The organism is Aliirhizobium wenxiniae, assembly GCF_019511445.1.
GTDB classification, from domain to species: Bacteria; Pseudomonadota; Alphaproteobacteria; order Rhizobiales; family Rhizobiaceae; genus Neorhizobium; species Neorhizobium wenxiniae_A.
Genome location: NZ_JAEUAN010000002.1, coordinates 408,291 through 414,957, shown reverse-complemented (window position 1 = coordinate 414,957; position 6,667 = coordinate 408,291). Strand labels below are relative to the sequence as shown.

The following is a 6,667-nucleotide window of genomic DNA, read 5'->3' as shown; positions in this document are numbered from 1 at the left end:
GGGGATGGTTGCCGGGGGTGAGTCATTGCCCGAGGCATCTTCCGCGATAACCTGAAGATCGCGGCCATCGGTCTGGGCGGGGTTGAGCGGAATGCTGAAATTGCCAGTCGGGCCGACGCTTACCGTGCCGACCACGACGCCATCGGCATCCGTTACCGTAATCTTTGCGCCCGGCTCTCCGCGTCCGGTCAGGACTGCACCATCCTCGCTGATGCTCAGGTTGGTGGGGGCAGAAGGTCCGCTGAGATCCGGGGCTTCGGTCGTTCCCGGCAGGGATGCGTTGCCAGCCGCGTCCGTCAGCACCACTTCGAGCGTGCCGCCATCCGTCTGGGTGGGGTTAAGCGTGACGGTGAAGGTGCCGTTCGGGCGAACCGTTGCCGTACCGATCTCGTCGCCAGCCGCATTGGTGACGATTACCGTTGTGCCCGGTTCGCCGCGGCCGGTGAGGGTGGTGCCCGCATCGTTGACATCGAGATTGGTCGGGGCGGCCGGATCGATCAAGTCGGGAGACGAAATCACGCCGGGCTGCGACGTGCCGTTGTCGTCGCTCTGAACCACGCGCAGTTCACCACCGTCGATCTGGGCCGGGGCAAGCGTAACGGTGAACGTGCCGTCATTGGCGACCGTCGCCGTGCCGATGATCTGGCCGCTGGCATTGGTAACCCTGATCTGTGCGCCGGACTGCCCCTCGCCGGTCAAAATCGTGCCGGAACCGTTGACGCTCAAATCGGTCGGAGCTGGCGGTGCGTCGGGATCGGGCGACAGTACGGTGCCCGGGTCAGACGCATTGCCGGCGCCATCCGTCAGTACGACCTCAAGTGCGCCGCCATCGAGTTGAGCCGGGTTGAGATTGATCGTGAATGTGCCGTTGGCGCCGACCGTGCCGGTGCCGACCGGATCGCCATCAGCGTTGGTCACGGTCACCGTTGTGCCGGGCTCGCCGCGCCCGGTGATCACTGTGCCGCTGCCATTGACGCCGAGATTGGTCGGTGCCGAAGGGGGCAGGGTGTCGTCGACATCGACCGCGCCCGGTTGAGACGCGTTTCCGGCTGCATCCTTGAGGGTGACTTCTAGTTCACCGCCGTTGTTCTGCGCGGGATCCAGTTCAATCGTGAAGGTGCCGTTCGCGCCGACTGTTCCGGTGCCGACGGTTACACCATCGGCATCCCTGACCGTCACCGTCGTTCCCGGTTCGCCGCGACCGGTCAGGACTGCGCCATCATCACCGATCGCAAGATTGGTTGGCGCGTCGGGTGCGGTGAGGTCCGGGGACGGCGTTGTGCCGGGATCGGAGGTGTTGCCTGCGGCATCCTCCAGAACGACATCCAATTCGCCACCGTCTACCTGGGCAGGATTGAGCGTGATGCTGAACGAGCCATTTGCGCCAACGATGCCCGTGCCGACAACTACACCGGCCGCATTGGTCACGATTACTTCCGCGCCCGGCTCTCCGCGTCCCGTCAGGGTCGTTCCTGTGTCGTTGACCGAAAGATTGGTCGGTGCTGCGGGTGCCTCGGTATCTGAATCGGAATCCGAGTCCGCATCGGCATCGGCATCTGCATCCGCGTCGGCATCCGCATCCGCATCCGCATCAGCGTCCGCATCGGCGTCTGCGTCAGCGTCCGCATCGGAATCAGCATCCGCATCGCTGTCATCGGAGTCGCTTCCACCCGAGCTTGATCCGATGCCGACAGCTGCGGCACCGAGACCCAGGGCGGCTGCGAGGCCTAGTATCGATCCGGCACCGCCTGCTCCGGCTGCCGCACCTGCGCCTGCCAGCTGGTCGATCGGAGCGCCGTCCACAAATTCGAAATTCGCAAGTTCATCCGTATATTCGCCCTGCCAGACATTGCCTGAGGAATCTTCGAGCACGAGTTCGCTGCGCTCAGCGCCATCGCCAGTGTAAAAATTCTCGATCCGGATATCGGGTCCGTTGCGGACATCGATGAGTAGGTCATTCCCGGCGCGGGTGGTTGCGGCAATCTGGTCTGGAGATAGGGAAAGCTTGACGGTGCTTGGCTTGGAAAGGACGATATCGTTGCCGTTTACGGTTGTTGTCTGTCCGCTTGTCTTGTCCAGTATTACAGCGACCATCTGACTCTCCCTGTGAGGCGCCGGGCATCATGCCCTTTTCTGGTGCTCTGCCCCCCCGCCTTGAAAGCGAGTCCTCCCGTTCCTCGTCACCGGTCAGGGCTGACGTGGCTCGTTGGATGTCGTTAGCAGCACACCTGAATGAAGTTGCTGTAATTCATGCAATCTTCAATTAGATGTCGCTTATGTTTGTCTTTGTGGCTTAAGGAAGCGTAAACGGGCGAACCGAAATGAAGCGTTGCCGTCCCAGGTTGCGACGAAGACGTCACTCGGACGCTTCATCCCGATATGCTTTTGCCGTGCTGCTGTGGAAAACCGGATCTGAATTCAGGTGCGGGGTGCCCGGAGCTGCATCTTTTGAGCATCCGCCGAGATCTCTTCCGGAGAAGGAGGGGAGGCGCGTGAGGATAGTCCAAAAGCGTCACGAAGCCTGCCGGCTGCATAGGCGCATTCGACGTTCAGCTTGTAGAGGTCAAACCGCGTGTTGACCTCATCGAAACGTGCAGAATGCAGTTCCTGATCGGCGTTCAATACGTCGAGCAGCGTGCGGGTGCCGAGGTCGAGAAACTGTTTTTGATACAGATCCCGCGTTTCGCGCATCATTGTCTGCCGTGATCCGAGTGATTTCAGAAGCGTGCTCAGGCTGGTGACCTGGGAAGCCGACTGGATCCATGATCTCTGGGCGTCATACCTGCCAACCGCGATGGCGGCATCGGAGGCCTGCGCGCCATATCGGGCGGCGTTCTGGCGAGCCCTGAAGGAACCTCCGTTGTAGAGATCTCCTTTAACGGTCACGCCGATCATATAATCGCTATCGCCGTCACCCCATGTCTTCATCCGGGTCGTGCCTTCCAGCGCGATCGTGGGTAGCATGTCGGCACGGGCCAGCTTGACGCGCGCATCCGCTTCCCGCTTGCGGGATTTGGCGGCCACAACGGTCGGAACGGATTCCCACACGGGTTCGGGGCCGGCGCAGGCCTTGTTGAGGGACGAGGGGAAGGACGGGCGCAGCTTGGCCGCGCTGACCTGGCCAAGCAGCGAGTTCAACGAGCCCTCCCAGCGCTGCTTTTCCGCATTGATCTCCAGCGCGGTCGACTGTGCTGCCTGGATACGGGCCTGCGCCTGCAACTTGTCCGAACGCGTGCTGGCGCCGCGATCGGTTCTCGCATCTACCAGTTCGGCGATGGCCGAGACATCGTTGACCTGTTCCCTTGCTATGGCTGCAAGTCTTGCATTGCGCATGACCTCTACGGAGGCCAGTACCGTTTCGCGGATCAAATCATCGACCGTGGCGAGAAATTCCGCCCGGCGGACGTCGGAAATGGCGGATTCCGCTTCGACCCGACCAGAGACCTTGCCGAAGTCGTAGATCATCTGGCTGGCGGTGACGTTAAATTTCGGCGCCCAGTCGCCCCGGTCGCCTTTCTGCGCGGCAAGATCGAGGCCACCGCCGACCGACGGTCGATATCCCGATCGTGCGTCGGCAATCAATTCGTTCTGCTGCCTGATACGGCCGGTCGCTTCCTGGATCGAGGGGTGCCAGCTGACAACACGGCGGACTGCGCTTTCAATGTCGGTGACTGGCGCAGGGGCCGCTATTGATCCCGTCACTTCGGGCGAGGGTTTCGTCGGGGATGGAGCAAGCGTCTGTGCCTTTGCCGCCTGCTGTCGCTGAACGGCATTCCGGTGCGATGTCTGGCTGCACGCTGTCTGGATGATGGCAGCCGCAATCAAGAGGCCAAGTTTGATGGTGCGACCTGAACGCATCTAGTCTCCATAGACCGAAGATCGAAAGCTGAACCGGCCTACGCGACACCACTGGCTGGAGAAACGCTCCCAAGCACTTAGATTCGCTAGATATATAAGTGATTCGTGAGATGCTGCAAACCTGAGTTGAATCGTCTTGACTGCCGTTTGTGATTGCGCCACACCAACGTCGCCGGTTTTGCCGTGTTGATCGACAGGTTGAGAGCCGATGCGAAGGATGCAATGGGCTTAAGCAGCGATTTCCATCAATGATTTAATTTTAGTAAAATATAATTAAGTGTTGAGTATATTTTCGGAAATATATCGTAACCATCTTCCTGAATTGTATTTGAATGGGACGCCTCTCTCGTGTTCCATCACTCCAGGGACAGGATGTCTTTGTAACGTAACGGATCCTTTGTTTTGCTCTCGATGGCCCTTGAAGCGGACGACATGAATGTTTCCGGGATGGCGGACTGGCCCCATGTGGTGCTGGGCGGTCTGCCGATCGTGCGCTCGACGATGGCCGAGGCGGCTTCAGGCTTTATCGACCAGGCTCTTCGCGCCCGCGGGCAGAACAACCTTCCCTTTTATTCGACCTCCGCCAACGGCCAGGTTCTGGCCATGTGTGTTCGAGATCCCGAATTCATGAACCTCATGCTCAAGGCGGATCAAATCCACGCCGATGGCATGCCCATGGTTCATTGCTCGAAATTTCTCTGCCAGACTGCATTACCCGAGCGAGTGGCGACAACCGATCTCGTTCATGCGGTTGCCGAGCGGGCACAGGATGAGAACGTCACCTTCTATTTCCTTGGCGCAAGCGAAGAGATCAACGCCAAGGCGGTGGTCGCGATGTGCAAGCTCTATCCGCGCCTGCGCTTCGTGGGGCGTCGTAACGGCTATTTCAGGCCGGAAGAGGAAGAGGCAATCGTTTCCGATATCCGCGCCAAGCGTCCGGATATCCTCTGGATCGGCCTCGGCTTTCCGTCCGAACAGAAATTCGTCAGCCGTAATCTCGAAAAGCTGCGTGGCGTTGGCGTGATCAAGACCTCGGGCGGATTGTTCGACTTCCTGTCGGGCAAGAACCCGCGCGCGCCGATGTGGATGCAGCGCCGCGGGCTGGAATGGGCATATCGGATGTATAACGAGCCAAGGCGCCTGACGCTTCGCTACATGCTGACAAATCCCGTCGCAGTCTACGCATTGCTGCGTTACTCGCGATAAAGGCTTCTATGTTTCAAACGACAGATAGAGTTGAGTCGGCGCCCCTTGAGGCGCCGTTTCGGGTTTGAGGTTCAGGCGCGTTGCCTGTCGCTCGGCCGCATCGAGATCAGGCTCAGGAACCCGAGAGCAAGAGCAATACAGCAGCCCAGAACGAAGCCGCCGAACAGGCCTCCTGCCGTCAGATAAAGCGTGCGGGGAGGATAGCTGCGGGTCTTTGGAATGGTCGGCGGCGAGATCACCCTGACATTGGTCGTGTTGATCTGCTGGCGTTCGGCGATCTGTTTGGCGCGCCCCATGAACGCCTGGTAGACGGCGGACTTCGATTCCGCCTCACGTTCCAGCTGACGCAGCTGCACGAGAGCTTCATTGTCGCCAAAGACGACGGATTTCATCGTGTTCGCCTGGTTCTGCTGCGCCATCAAAGCGGCTTCGGCCTGTGCCAGTTCTGATCTGGCTGCGGTGAGGATGCGGCTCTGCTCAGCCGCGATCTGGGCCTGGATCGCTTCCAGCTGCGGCCGCATGGCGGAAATCCGCGGATGCCTTGCGCCGAAGACAGCGGATTGTGCGTCGAGTTCCCGCTTCACGGCAGCATATTGGGTCCGCAGCGCCGTCATCGTCTGGGAATCGATCGAGGCGCTGTCGAGGCGATTGTCCGGGCTACCCGTCGAAAGTTCCTGATAGCGGCTTCGCGCCCGGATGGTACGGGCCTGAGCGTCGACGAGCTGTGTATTGGTCTGGTTCGCAACGATGCTGCTGACGAGTTCGCCGGAGGAGGACAGTATGTTATGCTCGCGCTTGAATTTCTGTACGGCTTCATCGGCGACCGAAACTTCGTTCTTCAATGCATCGAGCCGTGAGAACAGTTCCGTCGCGGCCCGGCCGGCATTATCCGCCTGCGCCTTCATCAGTTCGTCCTGGAAATTTTCGATGATGGAATTGGCGATTTCCAGCGCCTTGGGAGCGGACTCACTTGAGACATCGAGATTGACGACGAAGGAATTTTCCTCGCGCCTCGCGAGGATATGTTTTTCGAGCGCGCGCAGCGCATCGAGCCGTGCGGACTGGGATACGCCGGATCCCTCGTCACGGAATTCCGGATCCTGATCCAGATGAAGCGCGTCGATAACTTTGTTGAGTACGCTCGCCGATGTCAGGATGCGCAACTTGCTCTCGACATCGTAGATCTGCATGTCGAGCTGGTTGTTGGAGGCGAAAATATCATCGTCGACGACCCTCAAATTGGTCGGATCGATAAAGATCTGCGAACCTACGGTGAATTTCGGCTTGGAGAAATTCCCAAAGCCATATCCGGCAAGCGCGCCCAGAATGATGAACAGGAGGACAAGATACCTGCCGGCCCAGAGCCAGCCGAGCACCATGCCAGGACTGATATCCGGCCATGTCATCTGTGCAGGCGCAGGTGGCGGCTGCACAGATCTTGCCGACGACGAGGCGGCCTGAGGTTCTTCGTCCGATCCGAGATAGGAAAGCAGAGAATGGTGACCGGGGGCGGAAACAGCATTACCCGCAGTGTCGCCGGCTTCTTTCGAAGCCGCGTCCCGTCGAAGAAATTTTGGTGGTCTTAACATGGCATACATGGGGC

The 6,667-nt window shown here is 59.6% G+C and carries 4 protein-coding genes; 1 reads left to right on the top strand and 3 read right to left on the bottom strand.

Annotation, left to right across the window (positions count from 1 at the left end; genetic code table 11):
* Both JNB91_RS04125 and JNB91_RS04120 read right to left on the bottom strand, forming a co-directional pair.
* The coding region (locus tag JNB91_RS04125; RefSeq protein ID WP_220324242.1) for an Ig-like domain-containing protein at window positions 1–2,094 on the bottom strand (2,094 nt) is incomplete at its 3' end.
* Between the two features lie 324 nt (window positions 2,095–2,418).
* Window positions 2,419–3,858: a TolC family outer membrane protein gene (locus tag JNB91_RS04120; RefSeq protein ID WP_220324241.1), complete on the bottom strand. Its 1,440-nt coding sequence runs from the start codon at window positions 3,856–3,858 to the stop codon at window positions 2,419–2,421.
* A gap of 411 nt (window positions 3,859–4,269) precedes the next feature.
* Between JNB91_RS04120 and JNB91_RS04115 the strand changes: the two genes are divergently transcribed.
* Entirely contained in the window at window positions 4,270–5,064 is a 795-nt protein-coding gene (locus tag JNB91_RS04115) for a WecB/TagA/CpsF family glycosyltransferase (protein ID WP_223218043.1), read from the top strand.
* 71 nt (window positions 5,065–5,135) lie between these two features.
* Here JNB91_RS04115 and JNB91_RS04110 read toward each other — a convergent pair whose 3' ends face one another.
* Window positions 5,136–6,653 carry a GumC family protein gene (locus tag JNB91_RS04110; RefSeq protein ID WP_220324240.1) on the bottom strand — a complete coding sequence of 506 codons (1,518 nt, stop codon included), beginning with the start codon at window positions 6,651–6,653 and terminating at the stop codon, window positions 5,136–5,138.
* Window positions 6,654–6,667: the final 14 nt, after the last annotated feature.

Excerpts from the sequence above, each read along its gene's own strand:
- JNB91_RS04120 (WP_220324241.1), bottom strand. The coding sequence starts at position 3,858 with ATGCGTTCAGGTCGCACCATCAAACTTGGCCTCTTGATTGCGGCTGCC.
- JNB91_RS04115 (WP_223218043.1), top strand. The coding sequence starts at position 4,270 with ATGGCCCTTGAAGCGGACGACATGAATGTTTCCGGGATGGCGGACTGG.
- JNB91_RS04110 (WP_220324240.1), bottom strand. The coding sequence starts at position 6,653 with ATGTTAAGACCACCAAAATTTCTTCGACGGGACGCGGCTTCGAAAGAA.